The sequence below is a fragment of the Pseudotenacibaculum sp. MALMAid0570 genome, from assembly GCF_040151415.1.
GTDB lineage: Bacteria > Bacteroidota > Bacteroidia > Flavobacteriales > Flavobacteriaceae > Polaribacter.
In genome coordinates this window covers 1-17,400 of sequence record NZ_JBDKWF010000040.1, presented here as the reverse complement: position 1 = coordinate 17,400, position 17,400 = coordinate 1, and the positions used below count along the sequence as shown (strand labels likewise).

Annotated in this window: 14 protein-coding genes; 9 read left to right on the top strand and 5 right to left on the bottom strand. The window is 32.7% G+C overall.

Annotated elements, in window-relative coordinates:
* Positions 1-35: 35 nt before the first annotated feature.
* From AAON49_RS00510 to AAON49_RS00480, 7 genes are all read left to right on the top strand, one after another.
* A complete protein-coding gene (locus AAON49_RS00510; protein WP_349551835.1) occupies positions 36-188 on the top strand; it encodes a hypothetical protein in 153 nt (50 codons plus the stop codon).
* 5 nt (positions 189-193) lie between these two features.
* Complete coding sequence (locus AAON49_RS00505; protein WP_349551833.1) at positions 194-919, top strand: hypothetical protein; 726 nt, start codon at positions 194-196, stop codon at positions 917-919.
* A gap of 5 nt (positions 920-924) precedes the next feature.
* Positions 925-1,254, top strand: coding sequence for a hypothetical protein (locus AAON49_RS00500; RefSeq protein ID WP_349551831.1), 330 nt, complete (start codon positions 925-927; stop codon positions 1,252-1,254).
* 411 nt (positions 1,255-1,665) lie between these two features.
* Positions 1,666-3,411, top strand: a complete 1,746-nt coding sequence (locus AAON49_RS00495; RefSeq protein ID WP_349551829.1) for a BT4734/BF3469 family protein — start codon at positions 1,666-1,668, stop codon at positions 3,409-3,411.
* A 419-nt stretch (positions 3,412-3,830) separates the two neighbouring features.
* Positions 3,831-6,917 carry a DEAD/DEAH box helicase family protein gene (locus AAON49_RS00490; RefSeq protein WP_349551828.1) on the top strand — a complete coding sequence of 1,029 codons (3,087 nt, stop codon included), beginning with the start codon at positions 3,831-3,833 and terminating at the stop codon, positions 6,915-6,917.
* A 131-nt stretch (positions 6,918-7,048) separates the two neighbouring features.
* Positions 7,049-7,402, top strand: a complete 354-nt coding sequence (locus tag AAON49_RS00485; protein WP_349551827.1) for a DUF7222 domain-containing protein — start codon at positions 7,049-7,051, stop codon at positions 7,400-7,402.
* Between the two features lie 62 nt (positions 7,403-7,464).
* Positions 7,465-8,280 carry a helix-turn-helix domain-containing protein gene (locus AAON49_RS00480; RefSeq protein ID WP_349551826.1) on the top strand — a complete coding sequence of 272 codons (816 nt, stop codon included), beginning with the start codon at positions 7,465-7,467 and terminating at the stop codon, positions 8,278-8,280.
* A 675-nt stretch (positions 8,281-8,955) separates the two neighbouring features.
* Here AAON49_RS00480 and AAON49_RS00475 read toward each other — a convergent pair.
* Genes AAON49_RS00475 through AAON49_RS00455 form a run of 5 tightly spaced genes read right to left on the bottom strand, consistent with a single transcriptional unit; the run spans position 8,956 to position 15,563 of the window.
* A complete protein-coding gene (locus AAON49_RS00475) occupies positions 8,956-11,796 on the bottom strand; it encodes a type I restriction endonuclease subunit R (protein ID WP_349551825.1) in 2,841 nt (946 codons plus the stop codon).
* Positions 11,797-13,059 (bottom strand): restriction endonuclease subunit S, encoded by a 1,263-nt coding sequence (locus tag AAON49_RS00470; RefSeq protein WP_349551824.1) that lies wholly within the window; start codon positions 13,057-13,059, stop codon positions 11,797-11,799.
* Positions 13,060-13,069: 10 nt separating this feature from the next.
* Positions 13,070-14,623: a type I restriction-modification system subunit M gene (locus tag AAON49_RS00465; protein WP_349551822.1), complete on the bottom strand. Its 1,554-nt coding sequence runs from the start codon at positions 14,621-14,623 to the stop codon at positions 13,070-13,072.
* 16 nt (positions 14,624-14,639) lie between these two features.
* Positions 14,640-14,840: a helix-turn-helix transcriptional regulator gene (locus AAON49_RS00460; RefSeq protein WP_349551821.1), complete on the bottom strand. Its 201-nt coding sequence runs from the start codon at positions 14,838-14,840 to the stop codon at positions 14,640-14,642.
* A 54-nt stretch (positions 14,841-14,894) separates the two neighbouring features.
* Entirely contained in the window at positions 14,895-15,563 is a 669-nt protein-coding gene (locus AAON49_RS00455; RefSeq protein WP_349551819.1) for a DUF6291 domain-containing protein, read from the bottom strand.
* Between the two features lie 179 nt (positions 15,564-15,742).
* Between AAON49_RS00455 and AAON49_RS14400 the strand changes: the two genes are divergently transcribed.
* On the top strand, positions 15,743-15,922 hold the full coding sequence (locus AAON49_RS14400) for a ribbon-helix-helix protein, CopG family (protein ID WP_502942874.1): 180 nt from the start codon (positions 15,743-15,745) through the stop codon (positions 15,920-15,922).
* Positions 15,891-16,103 carry a cyclin family protein gene (locus AAON49_RS00450; protein ID WP_349551818.1) on the top strand — a complete coding sequence of 71 codons (213 nt, stop codon included), beginning with the start codon at positions 15,891-15,893 and terminating at the stop codon, positions 16,101-16,103. The genes AAON49_RS14400 and AAON49_RS00450 overlap by 32 nt, the downstream gene beginning before the upstream one ends.
* Positions 16,104-17,400 lie beyond the last annotated feature (1,297 nt).

Below are 17,400 nucleotides of genomic sequence, written 5' to 3'. Positions count from 1 at the left end.
TAAACAAGTAACTACAGGAGCAGTACAATAAGTAGATGCACACTCAATTTGGGTGTGTTATCTCTGTGCTGTTTGGTGTAGTTAAGGTTTCTAGCGGAGCCTCTGTGCAAGCTGAATTAGTAGGAGAGCACACCTTTCTTTATTTAACTAACATTCTGTTAGCTACTCCGCAGGAAATAAAAAATTAATATTTATGAAAACATTAATTAAGTTATCAATGGTTTTCTTGACGGTGTTATTTATCACAACCTCTTGTGATTCGTCGAAAAAAAGAGACATCAAAAAAGAAGAAAAAGTTTATTCAAAAGAAAAGGAGGAGAAAGTTAAAAAAGATTCAAAATCAAACGATAAAATCGATACAAATGCGATTTCACGAAAAAAAGATATTGAGCTTGTTAAGACTTACATGAAAAACTCCAAAAAGAATTTAACTGATAAAAATGGTTTTACAATAAATTATGAATATGAAATAAAATGGGGTAGAAAAAAAAGTTTGGGAATAACAGATACAATAGCAAATCAAGGAGAATATAGAAATGCCATGTTTTTGAAACTATTTATTGCAGAATTAGATATTTATTTGAAGCTAAATGGGGAACAGACAAAAAAAGTAAAGTTTATATCTCATATATATGATTTTAATGAATTAAATCCAATGCTGTCAAGTAGAATTCCTAAAAACTATAGAAATGAAAAATTAATCTATACTCCAGATCTTGACGAAATAAGTGTACAGAGAAAAATTATAAAAAAGGTAACTAAACCTAATTTTTATCAATCTGGGTTAATTCAAAATGAGAATGATAAAAGGCTTTCAAATGAGTGGATAAAAGTTACATCTAAACTAATTAAAGATTCAAACATATTACAATTAACTGAGTTAAATAATGCTGAGAAAATCTTAACACATAATAATTAGAGTTTATGGATTATATAAAAGAGGCTCAAAATACACTAAATAATAAAATGAAATTAATAGCTTTTGCTACTGCAAATCATATCAGTAAAGAAGCTGCTAAAACTATTCTTGAGAGAATTAGTAAGGGTATTGAATATGACCAAAATTCAGAGAAATACATTTGGGATAAAAGTGAGAACGAACATTTAAAAGAGTTTGAAACTGGAAGAAGAATTGGTTTTAATGAAGGTAATTCAATTGGTAAAACCAAAGGGCGTTTACAAGGTGTATTAATAACCATTACTTTAGGAATAGCTACTTTTTTAGGAATAAAAAAACATCAACAAAAAAAATAAACAAGTATATCTTGAAGATATTTTCCTCTTTCTCAGTTTATTCTAATTATAGATATACTATCTAAAACAATTAATGTTTAAAAATAAAAACAGTAAAAAAGACAATCTTTTCTTACTGTTTTTTTTTAAGCTCTTATTTAAATTCAAATAAGTTGTTTAAAACATAACTATTTCTTTTTTCAGGAGATCTAATAATTTGCTGGATCTTTAACACCATTTTATATAAGTGCGCTAAAGCCATAAATATCTACATAGAGGGGTTGATAGCAAAAAAGCTAGATAAAACTGAAAACCTTAGAAGTAATATTTGTGTGTACCACTTGGGGAAAAGCACATACTATTATATATAATAAAGTATGGCTTCCCCCACTGGTACATTTTAGAAGTTTACTAATGCATTAAATAGATTAAATGATTAATAATTACTATTATTTTGCAACACATACAAGTAACGAATCAATATACAAGTTCCTAACGGCTGGAGTTCTGTATAAAAAAATGCCTCAAAAAGAACAAGAACTGCTAGATACGTTAGCTAAGAATTACAAGACAAAAGATAAAAACAACACTGTTTTAAATTTCTGTTCAGAGTTTATTAAAAATCACCAACAAGAATTAGAAGAATTATATAATGAATTAGGTTATAAACTTAAGTTTTTCCTTAAAGACTACCTTGGGTTTCATCGCAAATGGCAATCCAGTATGACATCTTTTGGAAAAAATGACGATCTAATTGCAGGTGAAATACCAGAATCAAAACTTATAAAAGAAATGACTGATCCAACAGGCTCTATAAAGAGTTTATTAGATACTGCAAAGGGAGATGTGAAACTGGTTAAGCCCTTCTTGCCTTTTATCATGATATCTTTAAATACTAATACAAGAGATAAAAAGATAATGGAATTCAAACACACTGGTAGGTTTGTTTTTGATTTTGACAAAATTGGAGATGAAAAAACAACTCTCCAATGGATGAATAAAGTTTGGAAAGGCACCAAAAATGTAAAGCCCTATATGGCTTTCGTTTCACCAAGTGGTAATGGTTTTAAATTATTTTGCCAGGTAGATTCTTCTAATACCGAATTTGTAAATGATTTCTCGAGTGAAGAAAAAAACAACATTGAGACAAATCATAAGATCTGGTATGAAGGAGCGAGAAAGGAATTAGCTTCAAGCTTTCCTAAAATTGCTGATAATATTGATACTGCCACTAAAGATCCCCAACGATTAACATTACTTCCATATATAGCAAAAAAGTCTACCCATTTTAAATACAATCCTAAGGTATTTTCTGAATATTCAAAAATAACAAAAGAAGAGAAAAAGCTTCGAAAAAAAGAACTTGATCAGAAAATTAAAAAATATGAAGCTGAGGTAAATAGGGTAATGGTCGAAAATAGTATTACTTCCAAAGAAGATGCTTATTATTTATACAAGAGAAATAAATCTGAAAACTTTGATATTAATTTTGAATTAGACAAATTTCAAAAGACCGTAGATTTTTTAGTTGAGTTATCTAAAAAAGATGCTAGGGTCAAAATCTGGCTAAAAGATACTTTTACGAGTTATGAGGTATTAAATAAACAAAGCTGGGTACTATACGGAGTATTTGGTAATATAGCTATTGAAGAGTTAAAGAAATTAATTCCTGTTAAATCTAATAAGTTAGATGAAAATCACAACGATTATAGATGGACTAACAAAAGTGATGACTCTTATAAGGATGAAGAATTAAGAAGTAAAATTACTCCTGCTACATTTTACGATAAAGTATTTGAAATTGGAGAAGTAAAAAGATTTGTATTAATAAATTTTGGAGTTACTTCCACACATTTATCAGGTTTTAAACTGATAAATAAACACTATGAAAATTATAAATATAATTTGGATTTGTATCAAAACAATGAAGATCAACCAGATTTGCCAGAATTTCAAAAAGAAACAGAAATGCATCTCGATATGAATAAAAGCAGATTGCCATTAATCAAACATTTAGAAGAAATAGAAGCTGATATCAAATTGAAACCTAAAGATTATCTAGATAAAAAAGTTATGCAGAATCTTTTTCAAAATAAATATGCTAACAAAAAGATCTTTGCTCTAAGATCACAATGCGGTATATTATCTGTGCCGTCCTATGGTGGGAACCTTAGGTAATAAAACATTTGAATTGCTGGAAGGCTAACCAATACTAACTTAATTGATATTGTATGCTAATCAGCAGCTAAGCTTTCATATAAAAATATCATATGTATACCACTTGGTGAATAGTGCATAAACATATTTATATGATCGAAAGTTCAGAGACTATCCCAAATCATTTAACAAACTTTAATTGATTTATAACGGGAGTACACTAGAAGTCTAGTGGAAGCGAATGTCAGCTAGAACAGCTGAAGATATAGTCCGATCTTATGGGAAATCATAAGCAGAAAAAGAAAGTTCTTTTTCGGGTAAGGAATAACGCCCCTTACTGAACACAACCGACAGGTAAAAATTCAATTGCGACACATCCAAAATATGGTCTTGATGGGAGAGTAATTCTTGCTGCTCCATACAAAATAATAAATGACCAAATGGCTAAAGAAGCTTTGAAAAATGGAGATAGAGAAAACCAAATTTTTTCTAACTCAAGCATTAATGACATGGTTTTGTCTTTTAAATCTAATAATAAAGAATCTATAAAAATAAATTATGAAACTAGTTTACATGGAGTGCCATTATATGGTGATGACCTTGTAATACATACAACTTACAACCAAATTCTAAATCTAACTTATGATAAGTTAGCAACATTTGATTATATCTTTATTGATGAATCTCATGCCTTGACCGATAATTTGAATTTTCGCCCCGATACTATTGCTGACTTAATTTATCACCTAATAGAATTTGTAGCCAAGAAACCCCACTCTAAGACCAAAATAATTTTTATGAGCGGTACACCCAATGTAGAAATAGAAGCAATTTTTCAGACAATGAAAGAGTATCGGATTGAAAATTTATTCCAAAGAATTATTGTTGATAAAGAGTATGCTGTTGCTCCAATAGTTCATCTAACTCACTTAGATACAGCTAACAAAACAGAGAGAGAAGATACCTTAATTGCACAAATCGGTGAATATTTAAAAGGAGGTAGAAAGGTTTGTCACATATTTAACAATAAAGATAAGATGGGTGAGGTAGAAAGAATGATTCATACTAAATTGGGTAAGAAAATAAAAGTTGGATTGTTCTATTCTGGATCCACAGGAGAATGCACTCAAAATATTTTATCAGGTAAATTTGGAGATTTTGATGTGGTTTTGACAACTGACTATTTCGTCAATGGCATCAATATTAATAAAGACGGGTTAACAGAAGAAGAAATAAAAGCTGGTATAGCTTCAACCCAAAAGTATGCAGTAGTAGTTGATGTAGGATCCAAATACAGTCATATCAATGCAATGAATACAATACAAGCCATTAACAGATTTAGAAATAGATTATGTGAGGCTACGGTATTTTTTCCTAGAATCTTTAAAAAAGACAATGCTTACCCTAAAAGAAAGTTTCACTTTGGCAATGCTGCTAGGGTGCTTCTTGGAATTAATAGATACAATTTTCACTTGTTATCTATAAATGAGAATACTACCCCCAATCCTATAGAAGAAGAGGACAAAGAAGAAAAATTGCATTTTATTGATAAGTTTCGTAATAACCCTTTAAATGTCTCTGAGAATGACATTAAAGATGAGATAAAAAAAGAAGAGAATAGATGGTTAGTAAAAAGTAAAATAAGCCAAGAAGCAAGAATCTATGAAGACTGGTATTTCTCATTAGATGGGTATCGTTATTTATGTAAAGATGCTGGATTTCGTTCAATTTTTACACATAAAGACTCAGGGGAGCCCCTCAAGGAGCTTAGTGAGAATCATATAATATTAGAAAATGAAGTTATCAAAAACTTCATTGAAAATAAAAAAGGTATCCATAATATGTATAAACAAATAAACTTTAATGAAAGAGTAGTAATTAATGCTTCTAATAAAGTGCTTGATCCTTCAAGTACTAACATTGGTAACTTTTCACCGAAAGAATATAAGAATAATACATATTATCTAATAGGAGACTTTCATAGTTCCCATGAAAGAGCTGTAAATAAATTATTTATTTGTTACTCGAAACTGAGTTATTATTATGATTCTAAAAAAGCACTAGAGATTATTAAATGTTTGATAAATACAGAAGTAGATTTCATTCCTAAAAGAGAAAAGAGTTATTTAAAAAATATAACCAAATATTTAAAAGCTTGTAATGTCGTAAGAAGTAAAAACTACTTTAAAGTCTTAAACTATATTTTAACATTAGACTACTTATCTGAAAAGAATTTAGGTGTATTTAAAGATGATAAACAAACATTTGTTTCATATACAATTACCAACCCTAAAGTAAATATCATTCTTAAAAATATGTGGGCTAAGCAACAATACGAAGTTATTGGGTATAAGCTTAATTCATTAGTCAAAAAAAATCCATGGTCAAATTCGATCCCTCAAAGGAATATAAGTTTTAAGCAACAATATGGAAATTCTGTTACCAAAAATGCATATATCTTCTCAGAAGACAAGAAAGCTTTACAAAATTATTTTTCAAATGAAGAATTAATAAAGCGATATGACTTACAAGATATGAAATGTCAATTAAAGAATATGTCAGAGTATACTCCTTTGAGTTATACAAGCGATGAAAAACTCAAGAGTTTAGAAACTATAATTGTGCCTAAAATAATGAGAAGTTCAAAATTGTTTTTCCCAATTGAAATAGAGGTGAACGAATATACTGAGCCTGAAAAATTTACTTCAAAAGACACTGATGGGGAATTGAAAAATCTTATTACTTCAATTTCACAAAAAGTAGATGGTTATTTAAAAAAATCAATCCAAGATAACAATCCATACATGGAACTTATTTCTAGTTATTCAAAAAATAGATTAAAAAATAATGACCTATTTGGCTTGATGGAATACATAGATCAATTAATTCAAGATCCAAAAGCATTTAACATAGTTGACATTGCACCTATGCTTAATACAATAAAGTCTGATTTGGGTAAAATCAATCAAATATTTTTAACCGCTTTTAAAACCTCAGAATATTCAATATACAATCACTTAACAAAATATGAAACATCGCCATTTAAGGAAGATATTTTCTTTTGCAAAGAAGATTTCAGACTTGAAACTTTGTACCAAAAACCAATTTCTAGCTCTGTAAACATTAATAAAAATAGTGCTTATCAATCTTTACAAAAGAACTCTAAGCTATATAAGAATACCAAGAAAATAAGACCAAGATCTAGTTCAGGAAGCAGACATATCATCAGTTCAGGGGCAAATTATACTGTTACTGCATATGTAGTTCTTGATAAAAATTTTAAACTCCTTTATGCTGATTTTTCAAAAAGTAAAGCTTGTAAATACTTGTGTGATTACGCTTTTAAGAATGAAGGTTTTAAATTAAAAAATGGTATCACACCTGTTAAGCATCAAAACAAAGGTATTTATAATCCAAGTACTTATAGAAAAGACTATTACCCGAAAAAATCCAGTAATAAAACTGTTGATAATTATCATATAGAAGAATTTGATGTAAATATTCAAGATTATATAGATTCATTATAAAAATAAAACCAACCCCCTCGGGTTGGTTTTATGCTTCTTTTAAAATTTTGAAAATAGCGAAATTTCGGATTCTACTAATTGTGCAACATGACCTGATTTTGTTCCAATGACCTTAAATGAAACAAAACAGTATGTCAAAATTAAGAAAGAAGAAATTCTTGGAAAAGTTCAGCTCTTTTCCAAATTTTCATAGAAAGCTTTTAAAACAAGGATGTATTGAATGGAATTTATTAGTAAATCATCCACAAGATTATTACACTGCTAACTCTGGTTCAGTTCCAGGAATGATTTATTACAAGGATACTGTATCCTTTGCTAAAAAATATCATTTATCGATTTTACAAATTCTAGATGAGTTTGAAACAAATTGTGGAAAGCTAGAAAATAAACATAGTCCTCAAGATGAGACACAATACTTTAATTGGCTCTCTTGGTTTGCTTGGAAAAGTATGATGAGTGAAATTATTGCTTTTTCCGAATATTAACCTAGATAATCAGTATGTGAGAACTTTCACATACTGATTGTTTTTTTTGATTTAATGAAGAAATGATTCTTAACTTTGTTTCCTATAAGAGTAAAGAAATTTTGAAAATAAAAAGCAATCAATTAGAAGTTATAAATAATAGTGTTTATAAGAAGAATAAGTTTAAATTTCATTCTAAGGTTTTGCCTTGGGTTCCTGTTTATGTAGATTTGGAAAAATATAAAGAATCAGAAATAATTTATACCACTTATTTTAGTCATATATACATAAACTTGTTATCGGAGTTTTGTGATTCACTTAAAATACCTTACTTCTTTTCTTTTGTTCCTTATTCTGATGTAATTGATGGTGATATTTTTATAAAAACACCTTCTTTAAAAATTAAGAATAAAAATACAGTTATTAGAAAAAGTGCTTATTTGTTACATTTAGTAAAAACATTTGAGAATAATGATTATGATATTTTTTCTCCAGGATCTGTTCATGCATTATTTGAATATGATGATATTGATACTATCGAAATAGTGAGCAATGTTTTAATATCATTTCTAGTAAGAAGTTCCGATACTGGGATTTCGAAAAGTTTAGAGATTTTTAATAAAAATACCAAAGAAGCTTTAAAAAGAAGAAAGATAATTGAAAAAAATAAATTAGAAAAAAGTAAGGTATCTATTGCAGAAAGTTATGAAGAAATAAATAATAAAATTCCTGATGAAAAATTATTATCTAGAAAAGAGGCTAGTGATTTATTAAAAATATCTTTACCTACATTAAATAATTGGACAAAAGAAAATAAATTAATTTCTTACGGAATTGGAGGAAGAGTATATTACAAAAAAGAAGAACTTTTAGATTCTTTAGAAAAACTAAAGAAGTAAGTAAATAAGTGCTGACTAAATGCTGACTATTTTAAAAATAAAAAACACTTAACTTATTTATATTTAATAGGCTAAGTGTTTTTATTGTGGAGTCGATAGGAGTCGTAACCTAACCACTCTCTCAACTGTTATTTGATATTGATTATCAATTACTTGAGTATCAATTTCAGTGTTTCAAAAAACCTCTCAAACCCATTTAGGTCGCGTATTTTCCAACCAAATCGAGTTTAGAGTACTGATTTAGGACAAATTTAATGGTATTGGGTTATGGTTCCTATTTATCACATCAGTATTCCCGCCAACTACAATTGAAGAGGATCTGAGACGGGTGATACTTGTTATTATAACAGTTGGAATAATACTAATGGTATTGTTAGTTCCCCCCGCGGATTCACTTATTTACCTATAACCATTATATTGTTATACCTGTGGTGGGTTACGCCAACTACATTCTGTGATCAGGACCGTGGTGATTAGGATCTCCCTTCTCAATTTTAATCCGCAGAGATAATCCATAAATAACTGTGGTAGTAGTATCAATAGATATATATTGTCCTCCCCCCGCGGGAGGGGTTCCTCCCGTATCTGACCTTAAATGGGGTAAAAAACGGTTACGGTAATAGGGGTTCAGTACCGTCAAAAAAATATTTTCAGAAAAATGGATGGAATTTGGGACTATACTGCGACACCAGTAATATAAGTCTCTACAAAGTCTACAATCTTATTTTTTAGTCTCTCCGAGGTAGATGATCTTTCTTTCAGTGATGGTCTTTTATCCAACATGTCAATTAGATCATCTCTCAATGGTTCCTTTTCGGTAAAGAGGTAATCACCTATCACTTTTTCAAGTTTACCCTTATCTAACTTCTCTTCATCAACCAATCTATCGATGTATTCCGATCGTTCTTTATCCCAAAACTTTTCGAATTCTTCAGGGATGTTGTCACTGTCCTCAATGTGAGGTAGATTTTCATCAATGAACTTCTCGATTAATTCTCTTTTACTTCTAAGATCGGATTGACCTGAGATGATTTCGATGATTTTCTTCTTTTGTTTCTCATGTTCATCTACAGGACTATTCTTGAGGGTAGATAAGAGATTTAGGATGTAGGAGACGTTTATTTCATCTCTATGAATGAGTTCTAACTCAAAGTCAATATCGTTAATGATTGACACTTTCTCCTTTGGATCTCCCTTATGTCTGTCATAGAGGTCTAAGTACTTACTCTTGAAGTCTTCAAATTCCTGTTCCCCCATTTCAGTTTCATCCATCTCAAACTCGGTGAAGGTGTTTAGGACATTCCTTACCCGCATCAAATCTCTAAAGAGTTTTATGAACTCAAATTGATCATCCTCGCCAATCAAATCATTCACACTGTCAACATCGGGAGTTAGTTTGGTAAGGTTGTAATACGCCTCGTTGAATTTCTGTAGGTAAACCTCGTAAGGTTCCATTATGATGAGATCCTTGTTATCCAAGTTTGAGAATAGTCGAATCGCGTCATCTGTTTGTTTCTTGAGGTTTCTGAAGGATACTATGTTCCCCTGTGACTTCAATTCTCCAAAGATTCTATTGGTTCTTGAGTACGCCTGAATCAAACCGTGGTACTTTAAATTTTTATCGACATACAGGGTGTTTAAAAGTCTACTATCGAACCCTGTAAGAAACATATTGACTACCAAGAGTACATCAATCTGACGTTCTTTTACCTTCCTTGCAATATCATTGTAGTAGTTGTAGTAAGACTGGTTGTCCTTTGTTGTGAAATTGGTTCCAAAGGTCTTGTTGTAATCCCCAATAAAGTCCTCTAAGTAATCCCTTGAGTGTTGCGTAACATATTCAGTCTCAGGTTCCGCTGCAACAGAAAACTCATCACCAAAATTTCCGAGGGTGTCCTTATCATCCTCGTTAGATTGGTAGGAAAAGATAGTTGCGATCTTTAAGTCGTGATCTCCTTGAACTTGTTTCTTCTTGAAGATTTTATAGTATTCTACCAATACCGATACACTCGCCACACAGAAAATTGAAGTGAATTTTCTACTATGGGTCTTCCTATCATGATTACTAATGATGTAGTTTACAATCCCCTCCAATCGTGAGGGAGAATTCATCACCTCTGTCTCATCAATATCTTCAACGTTGATATCGACTACGTCATCTCTCATTTTGAATGTACTGATGTACTCTACGGAGAATTTCAGTACGTTCTCATCTCTAATTGCGTCCGTAATCACATACTTGTGCAGACACTTATCAAACAACATGGTGGTAGTTCGTTTACCAAATTCATTTGACCCTGCGTTCTCCTCAAAGATGGGTGTACCAGTAAATCCGAACATCTGAGAACTTGGAAAAAACTTTCTAATCTCCTCATGGGTCTTTCCAAACTGACTACGGTGACACTCATCAAAAATGAATACCACTTTCTTGTCCGCAAGACCTTCAACCCTTGATTGGTATCTATTCTTGGTGATCGCTGTGTTTAATTTCTGAATCGTAGTAATAATCAGTTTGGTATCTCCCGCCAGTTGATTCGCAAGAGTATTAGTGTTGTTAGTACCATCAATACTCCCTTTCGAAAAAGAATTGAACTCTTTAGTTGTTTGATAATCCAAGTCTTTACGGTCTACTACAAATACAACTTTATGTACGTTGGGAAGTTGCGTTAGGATCTGTGCCGTCTTAAATGAGGTAAGTGTTTTACCACTTCCCGTGGTGTGCCAGATGTACCCAAATTTATCGGTTGATTTAACCCGTTCTACGATGTTTTCAGTTGCATAGTACTGATAGGGTCTAAGAACCATTAAAACCTTCTGAGTCTCGTTTAAAACGATGTATTTGGTGATCATTTTGGAGAGGTGACACGGTTCCAAAAAGATTTCGGTGAATTTAGAGAGTTGTGTGATGAGTTTGTTGTTTTCATCACTCCAATAAAAGGTCTGTTTAAACGACCGTTCCTTAATCGGATTGTTTGCGTAGTACTTGGTGTTGACACCGTTTGAGATGACGAACAGTTGGATGAATTGGAAGAGTCCATGACCCGCACCGTAGGAGTGTCTTTCGTAACGGTTGGTTTGATTGAACGCCTCTTTGAGTTCTAACCCTCGTCGTTTAAGTTCTATTTGAACGAGGGGTAATCCATTAACCAAAATGGTCACATCATAACGATTTTCGTAATGACCTTTCATGGTAATCTGATTGGTTACCTGAAACTCATTCTGACACCAAAACTGTTGATTGATGAGTTCAATAGTCTTAGTCTCGTTCTTATCGTTGATGTAAGGAACACGGTCTCTAAGAGTTTTAGATCTTTCAAAGATGTTTCCCTTGTTGATGTAGTTGAGAATCTGTTTGAACTCATTATCAGTGAACTTGGTTTTGTTGTGTTTTTCAAGTTGAGATTTTAGATTCAACACTAAATCTCCCTCGTCTGCAATAGAGACACGGGTGTAACCCAACCCTACCAACTGGTCTACTAAGTTTTGTTCTAATACGAGTTCAGGTTGTTTTGTCATCTACACAAACATTTTTTGAAGGAGACCTTTTTTCCAAGTCTTTGATTTATCGATTTGGGTATCCAATAGTTCAATTTGATCATCAATAGAGGATAAGAATTCAGAGATCTTGACTTGTTCATCGGTTGATGGAATCCTCACCCTTATTTTAAGAAAATTCGTTTTAGACATATTAAACCTTGTACTCCCCTGTGCGAGTTTCACAATAGAAGAACGTACTTTTTCACTTCTGAAAAGAAATCTTGAAAAATTTGGAATTAAGTTCTCCAACGATTTCGGTCTAAAACCAAAACAAAAACTATTCAGGTAAACATTCTGTATTTCACTCATGAATACAGATGACATACCTATTTCATTAGGAGTTTCTGACGAGGTTGTGAACAGAATATCACCGTACTTCATTTCTGTCTGTTTTTCAGTTTCACCTACATCAACCAATCCGAATCCATTTGGATCTATCTTAGAATCACCAAATACTTGTTTGTATTGAATGTATTTACACGAACCCTTATCAAAATCATCTTTGGTCTTACCTGTCAGTCCATTTAAGGTGCCACCTAATTCATTCAAAATGTATTCCTCCCAATCAGGAAAGTCATTCCCGTTGTCGTCTTTAAATCGAATCTCTTGGTTGAAGATCTTTTTCATCACCCCCTTTTTATAGGTTTCCAAAAGGGTCTTTTTCTTTTCTAAGAGTTCAATTCGTTTGTTTACCGCAGTCAGGAAGTCTGCAATTTTTTGTTGTTCGGGCAGAGAGGGGATACTAACCTGATAATTAAAAAATTCTTTGAGGGTAATATTTGATTGATTCGCATTTCCCCTTTGAATTTGAGTTATGTAATTGAAATACTTTTTTGTATTGAAGAATCCAAACAAGAATTTGTTTTTAATTTTTTCACACTTATTAATTTTAACAAGATTCTGATTTAATAATCCCTCTCCATTTTTTCTAACTAAAATACCTCTGCCAACAGAAGAATCGATCAACTCTGGACGAGAACCTACAGTTGTTATAATAATATCTCCTTCATCAATAACATACTTCTCAACAGAGTGAACTTTTGATTTATCTAAATAAATTCCATGAGATGATTTTATTGAATCATATCCAAGATCTGAAACTCTTACAATTCGTACTCCATCATTTTGATAGTCCTTGGATTTAAATGCAAATCCCTTCGTGTAAGAAATAAAATCAGAAAATCTCATTTTTTCCCATTCATCAGAAAATGTCGGGAATCTTAATCTTGGTATGTTTTTCACATCACTCATATTAAAACGGGGTTGAAATATGAAGTTCCTCGCAAAATGTTTGAATAGTTTTGTTAGTTTCTGTTAATTCTTGTTCTAACGATTGAATCTCATCTGAAACCAGTTCTAAATCCACATCTTCCTCTTCCTCAAAGGTGTCTACATAACGAGGTATATTCAGATTGTATTCGTTTTCCTCGATTTCATCAAGGGTTACAACTGAACTGTATTTTTCAATCGATTCACGGTTGCGGTAGGTGTTGACGATGAGTTCCACATCTTCATCTCTTAGTGTGTTTTGGTTTCCTTCCTTAACAAAGTGATCGTCTCCACTTGCGTCAATAAATACAATGTTATCATCTTGTTCGCGACACTTCTTCAATACCAGTATACAGGTTGGAATACCTGTCCCATAGAAGATGTTTGAGGGTAATCCGATCACTGCATCCAAATAATTGAGATCGTTGATTAGATACCTTCTAATGACTTCCTCAGAGGACCCTCTAAACAATACACCGTGTGGTAAAACGCACGCCATTGTTCCATTGTCCGCCAACTGATAAACCATGTGTTGAACAAACGCAAAATCCGCCTTAGATTTTGGTGCAAGTCTACCGTATTGTGAGAACCTCTCATCAGAAGAGAACAATGGGTTCGCATCACTCTTCCATTTGAGAGAAAAAGGTGGATTCGCAACAATACCTTCAAATCGTTTATTGAGGTGTTGTGGTTCCTCTAACGTATCTTCTTGACGTATATCAAAATCACGGTAGTGAACTCCGTGCAGTATCATGTTCATTCGCGCCAAGTTGAATGTGGTTCGATTGAGTTCCTGTCCGTAGAATTCACCAACTTCAACTTCTCTCGCAACACGAAGTAATAACGATCCTGAACCACAGGTTGGGTCGTATACACTCTTTAGTTTGGTCTTACCTGTAGTAATGATCTTAGATAAAATCTTAGACACTTGTTGAGGGGTATAAAACTCACCCGCAGACTTTCCTGCGCCTGACGCGAACTTCGCGATCAGGTACTCGTACGCATCACCAATCACATCACTCTCGACTTCATCCAATCGGAAATCGATTTCATCCAAATAGGTTAGAATGTTGACGATGATCTCATTTCGTGCGTTGGGAGTTCTTCCTAACTTTGTTGAGTTGAGATCTAAATCCTCAAATAGTGCGTTGAAGTCATCCTCACTTTCCGTACCTGATGTTGATTGTTCAATATGGTTGAGAACAGATTGAAGATCATCAAGAATGTAAGAGTTGGAATTACCTCTTTTTGTAATTGATGAGAACAATTCATCAGGTTTTAGGAAATACCCTAACGAAATAAGACTTTCCTCTTGAATTGCGTCGAGTGTATCCTGATCCTTTACCAATTCGAAATCGGTTACCGATTCCCCCTGTAGTAATTCATTTGCGTATAAATGTTGTTTTTCACTTAGGTACTTGTAAAAGATAAATCCAAGGATGTAGTCGCGGTAATCATCGGGATCTACTTTACCTCGAAGTAGGTTTGCGATCCCCCACAATTGCGCATCAAGTTGTCGTCTCTGTTCTTCTGACATAGATTGTTATAATTTATTACCCGATTTTGTTATTGATTAACTGGTCAGGTGTTACTTCTAAAATTTTTGAAATCTCAAATAGTGTACGAATTGAGGGTTGAGATTTTTGGTTACACCACGCGTTGATTGTAACTACTGATACTCCCATCAAATCAGATAATCTCTTTTGAGAGATATCTTTTTCCTCCAATACCAACTTAATTCTGTTGTACTCCATACGCGATTGAGTTTTAACAAATATAAAAATATTAAGGTAATTCTTATATAACTTTTACCTTAATTTAACTACAGGTTTCCTGAAACCTGAAAGGATTGAGATTTTAATGAGATCCTCTTCAACCTTATTCCAAACGTAATCAGGTGTTCTTTCCTTGCAGGAAAGAATTTCTTCAGGAGAAGTGATCGTTTGAAATTCACGATGGTTTGGAAACTGTTTTCTAATCCTTTCTCTCAACTCCTTTTTCAATTCATCATTTTTGAATTCACCGTAGTCAATATCCTTCTTACCAATTTGATTTATCAATTCTCTATTATCAATAATCTCTTCTGTTTTTACTTTTACCTCTTCTCTATTACCAATTAACTTTTTACTGTTATCAGGTTTTTGTGGGTTACCAAAAAACCCACTGGGTTCTTTTGGGTTTTCTGATGATTCCGCGGGTACTTCCATAACATCAACAACTTTCTGAGGTCTACCTCCTTTTTTTCCATTTTCTCGATTCCTTTTAACTCTTTCTTCATGTTTTTTGATGTTTGCGTCCAATCCATGTAAGACACCATTCCACAATAATTTGTCTTCGTTTGACTCCAACAACACCTCTCCACCTTGGTCGTAGGAGATCAGATTGTTTATAAATTTTCTGAGTGTAGAATCGTCAATTATATCGATAGACGATTTCCATGAGTGATAGAATAAGAATGATTTTTTATCTGTTTTCATATTTTAAAAAATGAATCCCCAAATGAAAAAGTGTCCCTTACAATCACTTAATCAAATGAGGATTTTTTAGTTTTTTATTTATTCAATTGTAAGGGATAAGTAACTAATACACTTTTAAATTTTAAGAATCAACCCCTTTAGGTGTATTGCAATGTATTTATTGTAAAATACTTATTAACATGAGAAAATCACTTGACAGAAAACTCGTCGTACGTATCACGGAAGATCAGTATCGTAGACTACAACAAAATATCCTTGAGGATAAGGTTTCAATGTCTCAGGTTATCCGTGAGGCGTTGCGTAATAAATTGAACAAAATCGAAATCGATGATACGTGCAAAAGAAAATTTAGGGTTTGATTACTGGTGCAGACACCTTCCAACCGAATTTGAAATAACTCCGTGGGAGCGACAACAGTTGAGAGAGTACTTTGTACAGGATCTCGGAATGGTTCCCGATCAAGAGTTAGACTATCAATCCGACCAACTCAAATTACTCATTGATTTTGGACGCAGAATGAATTATTTCTTGTCGGATTAATAAAAGGGGTCGGATTCACGGAAAAGTACTTGTAAATCGTCTCAAAAGGGTTTAAATCGTTGATTTAAAAAACTAATCAACTGTAGGGATCTATACCTTGTAACGAATAAGACCACTTTTTTTCAAATTTCTGTGAATCGATTTGAATTTATTACGCGCGTAGACTTTTGCAGCGCCTTCAAGGGGGTTATTGTCATATCCTACTTTTCGGTGGTATAACTCATAAATCATTATACTTTTTTTGGTTGACAAGAACACCGAGTGATGAATCTCTTCAACAAGGGTATGGATCCATGAATGTACACTATCCAAATTACGGTGATAGAGGATAATAGTATGGTTTCCCTGATCATAACACCCCCTCAACTCGTCATTAGGTTCATAGTTAAATTTAATATTCAGATTCTCGACAGTGACTCCTAAGTCGTCTTGAATGTAGGTAATGACATACTCACAAACTTGAATTTTACTGGTGCAGATATCGTCAATTGAGAAAATGTGTTGGGGTACAATAAGTTTGATAAGAATTAGTAATGAAAGAATTCCCATAACAACCCAATAACCAATCACCAATAAGTCCCAAATTCCATCCATTTTTCTGAAAATATTTTTTTGACGGTACTGAACCCCTATTACCGTAACCGTTTTTTACCCCATTTAAGGTCAGATACGGGAACCCCTCCCGCGGGGGGAGGACAATATATATCTATTGATACTACCACCACAGTTATTGATGGATTATCTCTGCGGATTAGAATTGATAAGAGAGATCCTAATCACCACGGTCCTGATCACAGAATGTAGTTGGCGTAACCCACCACAGGTATAACGATATAACGGTTATAGGTAAATAAGTGAATCCGCGGGGGAACTAACAATACCATTAGTATTATTCAAACTGTTATAATAACAAGTATCACCCGTCTCAGATCCTCTTCAATTGTAGTTGGCGGGAATACTAATGTGATAAATAGGAACCGTAACCCAATACCATTAAATTTGTGGTAAATCAGTACTCAAAACTCGATTACGTTGGAATATTTGCGACCTGAACGAATTTGAGTGGTTTTTTGAAACATTGAAATTGACACTCAAGTAATTGATAATCAATATCTAATAACAGTTGAGTGAGTAGTCAATGTTACGGAGTCATCGACTCCACAAAAGAACCTAAAACACTGAGAACTGAAGCGACTGTAAAGGCGCGGTTCTCGGTGTTAATTCTTTACTTCAAACAACCCTCAAACTCACTATTTACAGATAACAAGACTCAATTCAATGAGTTCTTTAATAGAGT